The following is a 12,877-nucleotide window of genomic DNA, read 5'->3' on the forward strand; positions in this document are numbered from 1 at the left end:
TCAAGGGTGAGGGCCGGTCCCGTCTGGGTCGGTTCGCTGCCATCACCGTTCCGGGCGGCATTGCCGCCGCCGGTCTCGGCGTCGCGATCCTGCAGGGCATGGTCGCCGCGACCTTCACGTCGGCCGACGGGTTCAACCTGACGTCGAACAACCTCAGCGCGGACTCGCTGGCCATCCGGCCCGGCTTCGCCGGCCCGTCCAGCGGCAGCACCGGCTCGGCCGTCGCCGCCGTGGCGAACGCCCAGGCGGACACGCTGGGCCTCGGCGTCGACAAGCACGTGCCGATCGTCGACAAGTGCGTCCACCTCGCGATGGACCTGGGCGCCGGCGCCTCCGGCACCTTCGACCTCGGCGACGTGGTGCTCAACGCGGGTGACCTGACCTCCGGCACCGGCACCAGCATCGCCAACGTCGACGTCGGTGCGCAGCAGACCGACGCCGCCGGCGTGGTCACGAACTCGACGGCCAAGAGCACCTTCGAGGACAGCGACACCGGCTACTCCTCGCAGGCCTTCGCGCTCACCGGCGGCTCGGCCAACCTGACCGACGTCGACGCGACCGCCTACTCGGCCACGCTTCCGGCCGGCCTCTCCGGCCTCGGCAGCCTCGGCGTCCACGCCTCGGTCCAGGGCACCTGCTGAGCCCACCGGCTCGAACGCGCTGGGGCGGCCGAGTCGCCGCCCCAGCGCAGCAGAGGGGGAGAACATGATCAACGACAGCACCGCGGCCCCCGAGGCCGCCACCACGACCACGTCGAGCGTTTCGCCGCTGCGCAGCGGCTGGAACGCCTTCACGCATTTCCGGCGCACCCGTCCGTTCTGGGGCGCCCTGATCCTCGGCGCCGGCGGCTACTTCGTCGGCCGGCCGCTGCTCGGGGCGGGTTGGGGGTTCTACACCAGCGTCGGCGCGCACGGGCTCACGCCGATCATCCTCGGCGGCGGCATGGTCGCCGCCGCGGCCATCAGCCTGATCCTGCCGGCCCAGCGCCACTTTCCGTCGATCATCGCGATGATGCTCTCGATCGCCTCGCTGCCACTGGCCAACCTCGGCGGCTGGATCATCGGCATGCTGCTCGGCATCGTCGGCTCGGGCCTGTGCTTCGCCTGGGCGCCGTACTCGGACAAGCAGCTGGCGAAGTTTGCCGCCCGCGCGGAGCGTCGCGCGGCCCGCCGGGCCGGTCGACGCCGCGTCAGTGACTCGATTGCCGCCTGAGCGCGCCGATCAGCACTGACGAGCACCATCGGGACCACATGAGGGAGTGGTCCCGTCACCGAGGGAGAAGTACGCATGAAGGACCGCTCACACCGTCGTCGGCGGCGTCCGAAGGCGCGCGCCTGGAGTAGCGACCTCGCTCGTCGTACGGCGGAGAACCTCCGCCGACGGGCCGAGAGCCTGCGCGAACGGGCCGACGAGAAGTCACTCCTCATGCGGGAGGCGGCGGCCGTCCAGCGCCGCGGCACCCGCAAGCGCGGCCTGATCATGGCCGGCGTCGGGTTCGCCGGACTCGGCGGCATGTTCAGCCTGGTCACCGCGAACGTGCTGGCGGTCAACCTCACCACCGGCAACAACGAGTTCCAGCTCTACAGCAACTACCTCGACGCCCAGCAGGCCGCCGGCTTCCTGGACGCGACCACCCGCCAGGACAACGGCAACTCCGGCATCGCCGAGCTGGGCATCCACTACGCCCACCTGGCCGGCCTGTGCGCCATCGCCAAGCAGTCGATCCTGGGTATGAACTGGGAGCTGCAGATCACCGCCGGCGACAAGGTGCAGTCCTCCTTCACCCCCGGGCAGCTGCCTACCGGGTGGACGGCGGGCACCCAGGTCTACGGCACCACCGACACCGACTCGAACGGCGTCGCCACCGACGGCAGCGGCCTGCGGATGGGTGCCCTGAAGGGCAGCGAACGGGCCAACTCGATCAGCGCGAACAACCTGTTCGTCAACACCGACTCGCTCTCCGGCGCGCTGGGCAACTCCATCTCCGGTCTCAACCTCGGCCAGTCGGCCGGTTCGGTCGGCGCACAGGCCGGCATCACCTGGCCGACCGGCTCGGGCGGCACCGACCCGTCGACGACGCCGGGCAACTTCGGCCTGTACGCCCAGCAGCTCAACGTCGCGGGGTTGAACGGCTCCACCTACGGCATCAACCTGGTCGGCCAGATCAACCTGCCGCAGCTGGGCATCAAGGTCGTCCACATCGACAACACCACGTACACCGGCGGCCAACCGGACTGCTCGCAATGACCGGCCCGGTCGCTCGGCTGCGCGCCCGGCGCGCGCGCCTCCGCTACACCGGCCCGACGGTCGACGGCGTCCGGGTGCCGCGCGCGATAGCGATGACCGGGGCCGGCCTGGTTGCGCTCGCCGCGATGTTTCAGCTGGTCAGCTCCAACGTGCTGGCGGTCAACTTCACCACCACCGACCACACCTTCCAGGTGTACTCGAACTACATCCAGGGGGTCTCCGCCGGCGGCTTCCTGTCCCAGAACAAGGCCGCCACCGCCGCCGGCCAGCAGGGCGTCGCCGAGCTCGGTATCAAGACCGCCCACCTCGACGGCCTGTGCGCGATCGCCCACGAGTCGCTCATCGGCGTCGGGGACGTCTCGCTGATCATCAAGGCCGGCGCGCCCGTGCGCGGATCCTTCGACTCCAGCCAGAACACGTTCCTCGACGGCGACGACAACCCGGTCGCGCTCGATGCCGACGGCTCGCTGGCGGACACCACCGACACGATCAGCGCCACCGACCTGTTCCTCAACAGCAACGACCTGTCCGGGTACGGCAACCAGATCTCCGGCCTCGACCTGGGCACGAACGCCCCCGATACCGCGCAGGAGCTGTCCACCGGCGCCTGGCCCACGAACCAGCTCCAACCGGTCGACGGTGCCTTCGGCCTGACCGCCCAGCATCTCAACGTCGGCTACCTCGACGGGGCGTCGTACGGGATCAACCTGGCCGGCCAGATCTCCCTGCCGAGCCTCAAGATCAGGGTCGTGCCCGGCAGCAGCGACCAGACCGCGTGCCCGAACTCCGCGTCCTGAAGGAGCGAGTCATGAGCGATAGCCTCACCATCATGTCCGAGACCGCCGAGCCGAGCGCACCGGCGCCCCGCGGCGGCATCGGTCGTCGCGCGCTGCGCCGGCTGAACCTGGGCCGGCGCTGGTTCCGCGCGTGGCGCCGTACCCGCCCGTTCTGGGGCGGCGTGTGGACCATCCTGGCGGGCCTGGAGATCGTCAAGGCGATGTCGTTCTCGATCGGCCTGGCCCTGACCGGTGGCTGGTCCTACGCGGCCGGCTACGTCATGGGCGGCGGCCTGATCCTGTTCGGCCTGGTCGCCTGGTTCGCGCCGACGTACAAGGGCCTGGCCGGCTTCGTCGCCTTCCTGGTCGCGTTGGCCGCCTTCCCGACCGCCAACCTCGGCGGCTACCTGCTCGGCAGCGTGCTGGGGATCATCGGCGCGTCGATGATCTGGTCCTGGGGGCCGAAGCGGCCGAGCAAGCGACAGCTGCGCAAGATGAGCGGCACGGTGACCCCGGGGTCTTCCGGTCATGCGTGACCTGGGACCACGACAGCAACGCAACCTCGTCCTGATCGCACTGCTGCTGTTCTTGGGGTCGCTGCTGTTCACACCGCAACCGTCCACGGCCAACGGGACGAGCGGAACGGCCTCCTGCACGCGGACGTCACTCGCGCTGTGGAACGGCAGCGGCACCAGCACCACCGGCAGCGTCAATCCATGCGTCTCCGGAGCCATGCTCGACCTGACCTTTCCGTTCAACAGCACGACCCAGGCGACGATCAACGGGGTGGCGCTCATCGGCTGCGGCCAGACCGTGAAGGATGCGGCCGGCGACACCATCAGCCCCGCCGGCGGCATGTGCCATGTTGCGTTCAACTCCTTCCTGGTCACCAACGAGAACGCCGCCGTCCTGAAGACGAACGGCTGGACCGGAGCCGCGCCCAGCCCGTCGTACAACCTGTCGATCAATCCGTCCGGGAACTTCACGATCGGCGGCAACAACGTGCTCACCGACCTCTGGGTCGACGGCAACAGCACGCTGTCCATCAACGACGGCAGCCTGTGCGCACTGGCGAGCTACATCGAGCTGACCAGCTCGAGCTCCGCCCCCTGTACGACGACGATCTCGAAGTACGGCCAGTGCTACCAGGGCATCAAGACGCTCTTCGTCAAGGTCTGCGCCCCGGGGATGCTGCAGTTCCTTGGCCTGAACAACTTCCCGATCGCCGGGATGGACCTGAAGATCTACTACCTCGCGACTCACAACGGCAGCGGCGGCCCACCGGGAGGAAGCTCCGTCCAACTCCCGAACACCACGATCACGGTGAGCTGATGGACGAACGACGCGGCACCCGCTGGGGGCGGGCGAGCGTACCGATCGGCCTCGGGCTGGTGAGCATCGGCGCCGCCCTCACCGCGATCAGCCACCAGGTCGTGGCGCTCGACTTCACCGTCGAGAACAACAACGCCAACGGCGAGCCGACCCGCTTCGCCTCCAGTGCGATCTATGCCCAGAACGTCGGGTTCGGGATGACCACCGCGAAGCTGCAGAGCGGAACCACCGTGCCGGTGCTACGCGCTGGCTTCGCCACGGCTCGCCTCGACGGTCTCTGCGTCTCCCGCCAGGAGACCATCGGGCCCCTCACCGTGACGCTGACGCTCAGGTCGGGCGATGGCAACCTGGCATCCAACCCCTCCAGCGGCACGACCTGGCCCGACATCGCGGCCAACAACGCCACCTTCGACCTGCGGCAGATCCGCGGGATGCAGCAGTCGGGGCAGGCCAGCAACGGCATCAACCTCAACGGCCTCGACGAGATCGGGATCTCGACCCAGGACATCCAGACCACGCCTGGTCTGACCAACCCGCTCGCCGGCCCCAGTGCGGCCAACTGGGTGGGGATCTCCGGCACGTCGGCGACCTTCTACAGCGTCAAGGGCTACCTCTACGACGCCGCGATCAGCGGCAACATCGCGCTTCCCAAGCTGTCGATCACGACGGGAACGGGTGGCGGCGGCCAGTGCTGGAGTGACATGACCACGACGACGGACCTGCCCCAATGAACCCGCTGGCACTCCGCACTCGGGGGTTCGTCGTCTTCGTCGGCACCCTGGCGGTGTACCTGGCGACGTACCCGCGCCATGTCATCAACGCCGACGCGTTCTCCGCGACGGTCGAGTCGTTCCGGATCGCGACGACCGGCAAGCCGTGGCTGGACGGGTTCGACTGGTCGGCGGTGGCGCACATCATCCCCGGCTACCACCTCGATCTGTCGCCATGGGTGGCGGCGGGTGCGGGCGGCCATGCGGTGGCATTCCGCTCTCCCGGCGCGACCATCGCGTCGATCCCGGCGTACTGGATCGATGCCCATCTGCTCGGCCACCACGGCTACCACTTCGCACCGGGCAACGTGACCGCTTGCCTGCTGACCGCGCTCGCCATGGCGCTGTTCTTCCTCACCGTGGTGCACCACGTGCGGTTCGGCGCGGCGCTTGCCGCCACCCTGGTGCTCGCTTTCGCGACACCGATGTGGAGTGTGTCAGCGGCGTTCCTGTGGACGCATCCGATCACCGTGCTCGGCATCGCCGGGATGGCCTGGGCCGCCGACCGCGAACGTTGGTGGCTGGTCGGGCTCTTCGGCGGGATCGGGCTGTGGGGCCGACTGCATGTCGCGGTGATCGTGGCGATCCTCGGCCTCGGCGTCGCGGTGTGGCGCCGCCGGCCCACCCCGGCGGTCCGCGCCGGCGTCGTCAGCACGGTGATGCTCGTGCTGGCCTCGGTCTACAGCCACTGGCTCTACGGGAGCTGGAACCCGGCGGGCGGCTACGGCTCCGCGCCGGGCGAGGCGCTTGCCACCGGGAACACCGGCGACAGCCCGGTGATCGGACACGGCGCGGTCGCGCTGCTGATGAACCACCTCGGGCTCTGGATCGCGCCGGACCGCGGCGTGTTGCTGTTCACGCCGGTGCTGCTGATCCTGCTGCCGCTGGTGGTGCTGCGCTGGCGGGAGTTGCCGGACTGGAGCCGGGTGCTCGCCGTCGGCGGTCTGGTCTACGCGCTCGTTCAGGGGCAGATCGACGGCTTCACGGGCGGATCGGGCTTCTTCGGCTACCGGCTCATGCTCGAGCCGCTGATGTGCGCCGCGCCCGCCTGCGTCTTCGCGGTACGGCGGCTGCCCCGTCGGCTGCACTATCCGGTCGCGATGGTGGTGGCGGTGACGTGGGGCGCCTTCACCTACGCGGCACTCACCGAGCGCAACTCCGTCGGACTGCGCGACACGCCGATCCACCCGGTGCCCTACCTGCCGATGGAGGTCGCCTGGACCCACAACGCGGTGGTCGACGACCTGCGGGCCCAGGGGCCGGACCTGTGGCTGTGCCTGCTGGCCGCGGTGGTGGTCTGCTACTACGTCACGGAGCGGTGGCGCAAGCGGGCCGAGTCGGCCGCCGTCATCGGCGAACCGGCGGAGGAGATCGCTCAGGCGGCGGGCTGACCGAAGAGGCGCTGCTTGATCAGTGACACGTCCTCCTGGAGTGGGCGCAACTGCGCCTCGGTGAGCTTGGCGAGGGCGTCGATCTTGGCGTCCAACCGCTGCTCGACGCCGTCGATCTTCGCGTCGGTGCCGTCGATTCGCGCGCTCAACCGCTGCTCGACGCCGTCGATCTTCGCGTCGAGGCCATCCATCGCCGCGCTCAACCGCTGCTCGACACCATCGATCTTCGCGTCCAGCCGATGGTCTCCGGCGTCGATTCTCGCGCTCAACCGCTGCTCAACGCCGCCGATCTTCGCGTCCAGCCGATGGTCTCCGGCGTCCATCCGCGCGCTCAACCGCTGCTCGACGCCGTCGATCTTGGTGTCGGTGCCGTCGATTCGCTCGCCCAGCCGATGCTCAACGCCGCCGATCTTCGCGTCCAGCCGATGGTCTCCGGCGTCCATCCGCGCGCTCAGCCGGGTCTCGAGTGCCTCGAACCGCAGGTTCATGGCGCGCCAGAACATCCCGGTCAGCGAGCCCACGCCGACGAGGATGGTGATGGTCTGCACCCAGGAGGTCACGATCCCAGGGTAGGTGGGGCCGGCGGTGTTAGCGATCGATGGCAGCGGGGCTGTGGAGAAGTCAGCGGCCGCGGCGCCAGACCACGACGGACTGGCCGATGTCGGGCTGCCGAACGGCGGGCAGCTTCGAGGGCGCGGCCGCGACCCTGGTCGCGAGCGCGTCGCGCAGGGCCTGCCGGGTGGCGGCGAGCTCGGCCGCGAGCTCCTCGTTGCGCGAGCGGAGCGCGGCGACCTGGTTCTGCAGATCGAGGATGCGGCGTACGCCCTCGATCCCGATGCCGGCGCCGGTCAGGTCGGCGATCTGGCGCAGCAGCTCGATGTCGTGGTGGGAGTAGCGGCGGCCACCGCCCCCGGTGCGGCCCGGCGTGATCAGGCCGAGTCGCTCGTAGGTGCGCAGGGTCTGCGGGTGCAGCCCGGTCAGCTCTGCCGCCACCGAGATCACGTAGACGGCGGCGTCCGGGGATGGGGCGCCGGGCGTCATCCGTCGTGTGCTCATGACCGCGCCTCGTCGAAGAGCTTGCTGCGCAGCGGCTTGTGCGCCGTCGCCTCGCGGTAGGCCTCGACGGCGGCCTTCGCGGCCGGGTCCAGCACCGCCGGGACCTGTACGTCAACGGTGGCGAGCAGGTCGCCCATGGTGCCGTCGGACTTCCGGGCACCCTTGCCACGCACCCGGAAGGTGCGGCCGTTCGGCGTACCGGCCGGGATCTTGAGCGTCACCGGGGATCCGGTCAGCGTCGGGATCTTGATCTCGGCGCCGAGCGCGGCCTCGTCGAACGACACCGGTACGTCGATGGTCAGGTTGTCGCCCTTGCGCCCGAACACCCGGTGCGGCGTCACCCGCACGGTGACGTAGAGGTCGCCGGCCGGTCCGCCGTTCTCGCCGGCACCGCCCTTGCCGCGCAGCCGGATCCGCTGACCGTCCTTGACGCCTGCCGGGATGCGGGCCTGGATGGTGCGCGAGGACAGCCCGCGTCCGCTGCCGTGGCAGGTCGGGCAGGGCTCGTCGTAGATCAGCTGACGACCGCCGCAGCGCGGGCAGGTCTCGTTCATCGAGAACGCGCCGCCGACGCTTTGGGTGATGTAGCCGGCGCCCTCGCACTCGGGGCAGACCCGCGGCTTGGTGCCGGGCTTGCCGCCGGTGCCATGACAGTCGGGGCACGGCGCATCGGAGGAGAGCCGCAGCGAGATGGTGACTCCCTCCAGCGCCTCGGCGAAGCCGATCGTGGCGGTCGACTCGACGTCGGCGCCCTTCGTCGGTCGCGGGCGGGTCTGACGGCGGCCGAAGCCGCCACCGCCGAAGAGATCGCCGAACATATCGCCGAAGCCACCGCCGCCGGTCTGGCCGCGGTCGCCGAAGAGGTCCTCGAAGTTGTAGCCGCGACCACCGGCCGTGCCACCGCCGCCACTCGGGAAGCCGAAGCCGCCACCGGCGTAGAGCGAGCGGACCTCGTCGTACTTCTTCCGCTTCTCGGCGTCGCCGATGACGTCGTAGGCCTCGGCGACCTTCTTGAACTTCTCGTGCTTGGCGGTGTCACCCGGGTTGGAGTCGGGGTGGTTGGCGCGCGCCAGCTTCCGGTAGGCCTTCTTGATCTCGTCGGACGTGGCGTCCTTCTTCACGCCCAGCTCGGCGTAGAAGTCCTTCGTCGCCCAGTCGGCGCGAATGCCCTCGTCAGCCATCCCTCCTCCTTCCTCGTCGAGTGGTCACCTTTGGCGTGTCGAGTGTCCACCTCCGGGCCACTCGAGTGGCGAAAAGTGACCACTCGAGCGGCCGAAAGTGACTCTTCAACGCATTCGGGTCATTCGGGGTCGACGACCAGCACCTGAGCGGCACGGACCACCCGGTCGCCGATCCGATAGCCGGCCTTGGCGAGCACCTTGACGGTGGTCACCTCGACGTCGGGGTCGCTGCCCAGGTGCGAGAGCGCCTCGTGCAGTTGCGGGTCGAAGGCCTCACCCGGCTCGCCGAACTTGCTCAGCCCCAGACCCGAGACGATTCGCTCGAGCTGGTCGGCGACCGCCTTGAAGCCGGCGTTCGCGTCGCCCTCGAGCTCGCCGTGCTCGCGGGCGCGGTCGATGGTGTCGAGGACCTCCACGATCGGGCTCAGCACCTTGTACGTCGCCTGCTGGGCCACCAGCTCGCGGTCGCGGTCGACGCGCCGCTTGTAGTTGACGTACTCGGCCTGCAGGCGCTGCAGGTCGCCGGTCAGCTCGTCGATCTTCGACTGCAGGTCCGGCTCGACCGCCTCGTCCGACGGCGCCGCTGGCTCCTCGGCGGGGCGATCCTCGGCGGGGCGGTCCTCGGGGCGCTCGTCGGCCTGGGGCGCAGCGGCCTGGGTCGCAGCGGTCTCGGGGGCAGCCGCCTCGGGGGCGCCGGTCTCCTCGACCGGCGCCTCCTGCGGCTGCTGCTCCTCGGTCACTGCTCCTCGCCCGGCTCGTCGACGATCTCGGCGTCGACCACGTCGTCGTCGGCCTCGCCGGTCGCACCGGTGGAGCCACCGGCGGCGGACTGCTCGGCCTCGGCGGCGGCGTACATCGCGGCGCCCATCTTCTGGCTGGACTCACCCAGCTTGGCGATGGCGGCCTGGATCTCCTCGCCGGCGGCCTCGCTGTTCTCGAGGACCGTCTTGAGGGCGTCCAGATCGGCCTGGACCTCGGTCTTGACGTCGTCCGGGATCTTCTCGCCGTTGTCGGCCAGGAACTTCTCGGTGGAGTAGACCAGCGAGTCGCCCTGGTTGCGGATCTCGACGGCCTCGCGACGCTTCGCGTCCTCCTCGGCGTACTGCTCGGCCTCCTTGACCATCCGGTCGATCTCCTCCTTGCTCAGGGCGGAGCCACCCGAGATGGTCATCGACTGCTCACGACCGGACGCCTGGTCCTTCGCCGAGACGTGCACGATGCCGTTGGCGTCGATGTCGAAGGTGACCTCGATCTTCGGCACGCCCCGCGGCGCCGGCGGCAGGCCGGTGAGCTCGAAGTTGCCCAGCGGCTGGTTCTGCGCCCAGATCGCGCGCTCGCCCTGCGCCACCTTGATCTCCACCGACGGCTGGTTGTCGTCGGCGGTGGTGAAGATCTCCGAGCGCTTGGTCGGAATGGTGGTGTTGCGCTCGATCAGGGTGGTGAAGACACCACCCTTGGTCTCGATGCCCAGGCTCAGCGGGGTGACGTCGAGGAGCAGCACGTCCTTGACCTCGCCCTTGAGGACGCCGGCCTGCAGGGCCGCGCCGACGGCGACGACCTCGTCCGGGTTCACGCCCTTGTTGGGCTCCTTGCCGCCGAGCAGCTCCTTGACCAGGTCGGTCACCGCGGGCATGCGGGTCGAGCCACCGACGAGGACCACGTGGTCGATGTCCTTGACCGCGATGCCGGCGTCCTTGAGGACGTTCTGGAACGGCACCTTGGTGCGGTCGAGCAGGTCGGCGGTGATCTTCTGGAACTCCGCCCGGGTCAGGGTCTCCTCGAAGTGGAGGGGACCGTTCTCACCGTGGGTGATGTAGGGCAGGTGGATCGTGGTGTTCTGCGAGGCCGACAGCTCGATCTTCGCCTTCTCGGCGGCCTCGGCGAGCCGCTGCTGGGCGATCCGGTCCTTGGACAGGTCGACGCCGTTGGCGTTCTTGAACTTGGTCACCATCCACTCGACGATCCGGTTGTCCCAGTCGTCGCCACCGAGGTGGTTGTCGCCGCTGGTCGCCTTGACCTCGACGACGCCCTCCCCGATCTCCAGCAGGGACACGTCGAACGTGCCGCCACCGAGGTCGAAGACGAGGATGGTCTGGTCGTCGCCCTTGTCCAGGCCGTAGGCCAGCGCGGCCGCGGTCGGCTCGTTGACGATGCGGGCGACGTTGAGGCCCGCGATCTCGCCGGCCTCCTTGGTGGCCTGTCGCTGGGCGTCGTTGAAGTACGCCGGGACGGTGATGACCGCGTCGGTGACCGGCTCACCGAGGTATGCCTCGGCGTCGCGCTTGAGCTTCTGCAGCACGAACGCGCTGATCTGCTGCGGCGTGAACTTCTTGTCGTCGATCTCGATCGTCCAGTCGGTGCCCATGTGGCGCTTGACCGACTTGATCGTGCGATCGACGTTGGTGACCGCCTGCCGCTTGGCGACCTCGCCGACGAGGACCTCGCCGGACTTGGCGAAGGCGACCACGGAGGGCGTCGTGCGCGACCCTTCCGCGTTCGCGATGACGGTGGGCTCGCCGCCCTCCAGGACCGAGACCACGCTGTTGGTGGTCCCGAGGTCGATGCCGACCGCACGTGCCATGGGTGTTACCTCCGAAAGACTTGTCCAGCTCTGCCGTCATCCTGACGCGCCGGCGCCAGTCTGACAAATAACTTGAGTCGCTTCAACTCAACTTTTCTTGGTCATCACAACGAAGGTGGTACGCCGGGCATTCCCACTGCCGACATGTTTCTCGAAGCGACCCGTCCGGCATGATGCACAGGTGCTCCCGGTGCCCCGCGACTGGCATGACCTCACCCCCGAGTGGTTCACCCTGGCGCTCGCCTCCCCCGGCGGCCGGGTCGGCTCCGTCGAACTGCGCGACATCGCCGACGGCACCAACGCCCGCGCCCGGGCGGAGCTGGCCTGGGCGACCGGCGACGGGCCGCGCCGGGTCTTCGTCAAGCGCGAGGGCAGCCTGGTGAACCGGCTGGCCCTGACGGCGCTGGGCGCCCGGGAGGCCGAGGCCGACCTGGCCCGCAGCGGGCTCGCGCTGCCGCTGGAGCATCCGTCGTTCCTGGCCGCAGCCACCGATCGGCGCCGGCTGGCGGCCGTGGTGGTGATGGCCGACGTCACGGCGTCCGGCGGCGTACCCCAGGCGGCGACGACGCCGCTCACGCCCGAGCAGGTCGCGGACGGCCTGGCCGGTCTCGCCCGGCTGCATGCCGCGCACTGGGGGCGGCAGCTGCCGGCGTTCGTACGCCCGTGGCGGTTCGGCCCGGCCTGGGCGCCGGTCGCCTACGCCGGCTTCGTCCACGCCCTGCTGAAGCTGCGTCGTCTCGGCCTCGCGCTGCCGGTCTCACCGGGCGAGGTGGAGCGCGGCTTCCGCGCCTGGTCGCGGCTGGCCCGGCAGGGTCCGCAGACGCTGCTGCACGGCGATCCCCATCCGGGCAACACCTACCGGCTGGGCGCGGTCACGGGCTTCTACGACTGGCAGCTGGTCCGCTCGGGCAGCTGGGCGCACGACGTGGGCTACTTCCTGGTCGCCAGCCTCGACGTTGCCGACCGTCGTGCCCACGAGCGCGACCTCCTGCGCGGCTACCTGACCGCACTCGGCCCGCTGGCTCCGTCGTACGACGAGGCCTGGGCGGCCTGTGCCCGCACCCCGCTGTTCGGGCTCGGCTCATGGCTGCAGACTCTGGCGGCCGGCAGCTTCCAGCCGGTCGAGGTGTGCCTGCCGACCATCGAGCGCTTCGCCGCGGCGTATCTCGATCGGCGTGCAGCGGGCGCGAGGCGCTGATCCCGCTCGGCAGCGGCGGCTAGCTCAGCGCACCGCGACGGGTACGCCGCCGACGACATGCGCCAGGCCACTGGTGGGATCGGCCGCCGACAGCGTCGTGCCGACATGCGCGCCGTGGATCCTCACGACGTAGGCCCGCGACTCGGGCGACTGCGGTGGCCGGGGAACGAAGCAGACCAGCTCCGCGGCCATCGCCGTAGCACTGTCCTGGAGTCCCGACCCGTAGGTCACGGTCGTCGGGTCCGTGACCAGCGGGTACCATCCGGCCGACCATTCGGCCGACTGGTTCAGCCCTGACGCGGCGGCCCGCTTCTTCGCCCTCTTCCGACCCTTCTTGGTCGCGCC

At 69.9% G+C, this 12,877-nt stretch carries 15 protein-coding genes; 9 read left to right on the forward strand and 6 right to left on the reverse strand.

Features of this window, described 5'->3' with window-relative positions:
• From VHA72_RS00170 to VHA72_RS00205, 8 genes are all read left to right on the forward strand, one after another.
• Positions 1–641, forward strand: a 641-nt coding sequence (locus tag VHA72_RS00170; RefSeq protein WP_325572389.1) for a DUF6230 family protein, incomplete at its 5' end; no start/stop codon positions are given.
• A gap of 64 nt (positions 642–705) precedes the next feature.
• Entirely contained in the window at positions 706–1,212 is a 507-nt protein-coding gene (locus tag VHA72_RS00175; protein WP_325572391.1) for a DUF6114 domain-containing protein, read from the forward strand.
• A gap of 75 nt (positions 1,213–1,287) precedes the next feature.
• The gene (locus tag VHA72_RS00180) at positions 1,288–2,247 is read left to right on the forward strand and encodes a DUF6230 family protein (RefSeq protein ID WP_325572393.1); all 960 of its coding nucleotides are present in this window, start codon (positions 1,288–1,290) and stop codon (positions 2,245–2,247) included.
• The gene (locus VHA72_RS00185) at positions 2,244–3,044 is read left to right on the forward strand and encodes a DUF6230 family protein (protein WP_325572395.1); all 801 of its coding nucleotides are present in this window, start codon (positions 2,244–2,246) and stop codon (positions 3,042–3,044) included. The genes VHA72_RS00180 and VHA72_RS00185 overlap by 4 nt, the downstream gene beginning before the upstream one ends.
• Positions 3,045–3,055: 11 nt before the next feature.
• Complete coding sequence (locus VHA72_RS00190; RefSeq protein ID WP_325572397.1) at positions 3,056–3,559, forward strand: DUF6114 domain-containing protein; 504 nt, start codon at positions 3,056–3,058, stop codon at positions 3,557–3,559.
• Positions 3,552–4,355, forward strand: coding sequence for a hypothetical protein (locus VHA72_RS00195; protein WP_325572399.1), 804 nt, complete (start codon positions 3,552–3,554; stop codon positions 4,353–4,355). Before VHA72_RS00190 ends, VHA72_RS00195 begins: the two co-directional genes overlap by 8 nt.
• The gene (locus tag VHA72_RS00200; protein ID WP_325572400.1) at positions 4,355–5,086 is read left to right on the forward strand and encodes a DUF6230 family protein; all 732 of its coding nucleotides are present in this window, start codon (positions 4,355–4,357) and stop codon (positions 5,084–5,086) included. The genes VHA72_RS00195 and VHA72_RS00200 overlap by 1 nt, the downstream gene beginning before the upstream one ends.
• The gene (locus tag VHA72_RS00205; RefSeq protein WP_325572402.1) at positions 5,083–6,516 is read left to right on the forward strand and encodes a hypothetical protein; all 1,434 of its coding nucleotides are present in this window, start codon (positions 5,083–5,085) and stop codon (positions 6,514–6,516) included. Before VHA72_RS00200 ends, VHA72_RS00205 begins: the two co-directional genes overlap by 4 nt.
• Here VHA72_RS00205 and VHA72_RS00210 read toward each other — a convergent pair.
• From VHA72_RS00210 to dnaK, 5 genes are all read right to left on the reverse strand, one after another.
• Positions 6,501–7,076, reverse strand: coding sequence for a hypothetical protein (locus tag VHA72_RS00210; protein ID WP_325572404.1), 576 nt, complete (start codon positions 7,074–7,076; stop codon positions 6,501–6,503). The genes VHA72_RS00205 and VHA72_RS00210 overlap by 16 nt on opposite strands.
• A 61-nt stretch (positions 7,077–7,137) precedes the next feature.
• Positions 7,138–7,572, reverse strand: coding sequence for a heat shock protein transcriptional repressor HspR (locus VHA72_RS00215; protein ID WP_325572406.1), 435 nt, complete (start codon positions 7,570–7,572; stop codon positions 7,138–7,140).
• Positions 7,569–8,753 (reverse strand): molecular chaperone DnaJ, encoded by a 1,185-nt coding sequence (gene dnaJ, locus VHA72_RS00220; protein WP_325572408.1) that lies wholly within the window; start codon positions 8,751–8,753, stop codon positions 7,569–7,571. Before dnaJ ends, VHA72_RS00215 begins: the two co-directional genes overlap by 4 nt.
• Before the next feature lie 119 nt (positions 8,754–8,872).
• A complete protein-coding gene (locus VHA72_RS00225) occupies positions 8,873–9,493 on the reverse strand; it encodes a nucleotide exchange factor GrpE (protein WP_325572410.1) in 621 nt (206 codons plus the stop codon).
• The gene (gene dnaK, locus VHA72_RS00230) at positions 9,490–11,334 is read right to left on the reverse strand and encodes a molecular chaperone DnaK (protein WP_325572412.1); all 1,845 of its coding nucleotides are present in this window, start codon (positions 11,332–11,334) and stop codon (positions 9,490–9,492) included. The genes VHA72_RS00225 and dnaK overlap by 4 nt, the downstream gene beginning before the upstream one ends.
• 181 nt (positions 11,335–11,515) lie before the next feature.
• On the opposite strand from dnaK, the gene VHA72_RS00235 reads away from it, so the two are divergent.
• Positions 11,516–12,532, forward strand: coding sequence for a phosphotransferase (locus VHA72_RS00235; RefSeq protein ID WP_325572414.1), 1,017 nt, complete (start codon positions 11,516–11,518; stop codon positions 12,530–12,532).
• A 24-nt stretch (positions 12,533–12,556) separates the two neighbouring features.
• Here VHA72_RS00235 and VHA72_RS00240 read toward each other — a convergent pair.
• On the reverse strand, positions 12,557–12,877 hold a 321-nt coding region (locus VHA72_RS00240; RefSeq protein ID WP_325572416.1), incomplete at its 5' end, for a hypothetical protein.

Origin of the sequence: Nocardioides sp. (assembly GCF_035547795.1) — a bacterium.
Taxonomy (GTDB): domain Bacteria; phylum Actinomycetota; class Actinomycetes; order Propionibacteriales; family Nocardioidaceae; genus Nocardioides.

Coding starts and splice junctions, on each gene's coding strand:
- VHA72_RS00175 (WP_325572391.1), top strand. CDS start 706: ATGATCAACGACAGCACCGCGGCCCCCGAGGCCGCCACCACGACCACG.
- VHA72_RS00180 (WP_325572393.1), top strand. CDS start 1,288: ATGAAGGACCGCTCACACCGTCGTCGGCGGCGTCCGAAGGCGCGCGCC.
- VHA72_RS00185 (WP_325572395.1), top strand. CDS start 2,244: ATGACCGGCCCGGTCGCTCGGCTGCGCGCCCGGCGCGCGCGCCTCCGC.
- VHA72_RS00190 (WP_325572397.1), top strand. CDS start 3,056: ATGAGCGATAGCCTCACCATCATGTCCGAGACCGCCGAGCCGAGCGCA.
- VHA72_RS00195 (WP_325572399.1), top strand. CDS start 3,552: ATGCGTGACCTGGGACCACGACAGCAACGCAACCTCGTCCTGATCGCA.
- VHA72_RS00200 (WP_325572400.1), top strand. CDS start 4,355: ATGGACGAACGACGCGGCACCCGCTGGGGGCGGGCGAGCGTACCGATC.
- VHA72_RS00205 (WP_325572402.1), top strand. CDS start 5,083: ATGAACCCGCTGGCACTCCGCACTCGGGGGTTCGTCGTCTTCGTCGGC.
- VHA72_RS00215 (WP_325572406.1), bottom strand. CDS start 7,572: ATGAGCACACGACGGATGACGCCCGGCGCCCCATCCCCGGACGCCGCC.
- dnaJ (WP_325572408.1), bottom strand. CDS start 8,753: ATGGCTGACGAGGGCATTCGCGCCGACTGGGCGACGAAGGACTTCTAC.
- dnaK (WP_325572412.1), bottom strand. CDS start 11,334: ATGGCACGTGCGGTCGGCATCGACCTCGGGACCACCAACAGCGTGGTC.